Origin of the sequence: Kitasatospora papulosa (assembly GCF_000717245.1) — a bacterium.
Lineage (GTDB): Bacteria > Actinomycetota > Actinomycetes > Streptomycetales > Streptomycetaceae > Streptomyces > Streptomyces papulosus.
Window position 1 is genome coordinate 1 of the sequence record NZ_JNYQ01000087.1, and the last position, 252, is coordinate 252.

The 252-nt window shown below is 66.7% G+C and carries 1 pseudogene; it reads right to left on the reverse strand.

The annotated features are described in order from the left end of the window. Positions 1 to 252: pseudogene (locus IA22_RS0133840) on the reverse strand (transposase); the annotation flags it as partial.

Sequence of the window (252 nt, forward strand, 5' to 3'; positions counted from 1 at the left end):
TCCACGGGGCTCGGACCTGTGAGTTCGCCCCCTTTTTAGCCCTCACGTGAGCGGAGTCGAGCACGGCCCGGGACAGGTCCAGCAGGCCGGCGTCGTCCAAGCGGTGCAGGATCTCCTCGTGCAGCCGGCCCCAGACACCAGCCCTGGACCAGATCAAGAACCTGCGGTGGGCCGTCGACTTCGATATCCCGAAGCACGGCGGCAACGCCCGCCAAGCGCAACCGCTGACCAGCACGTAGATGATCGCAGCGA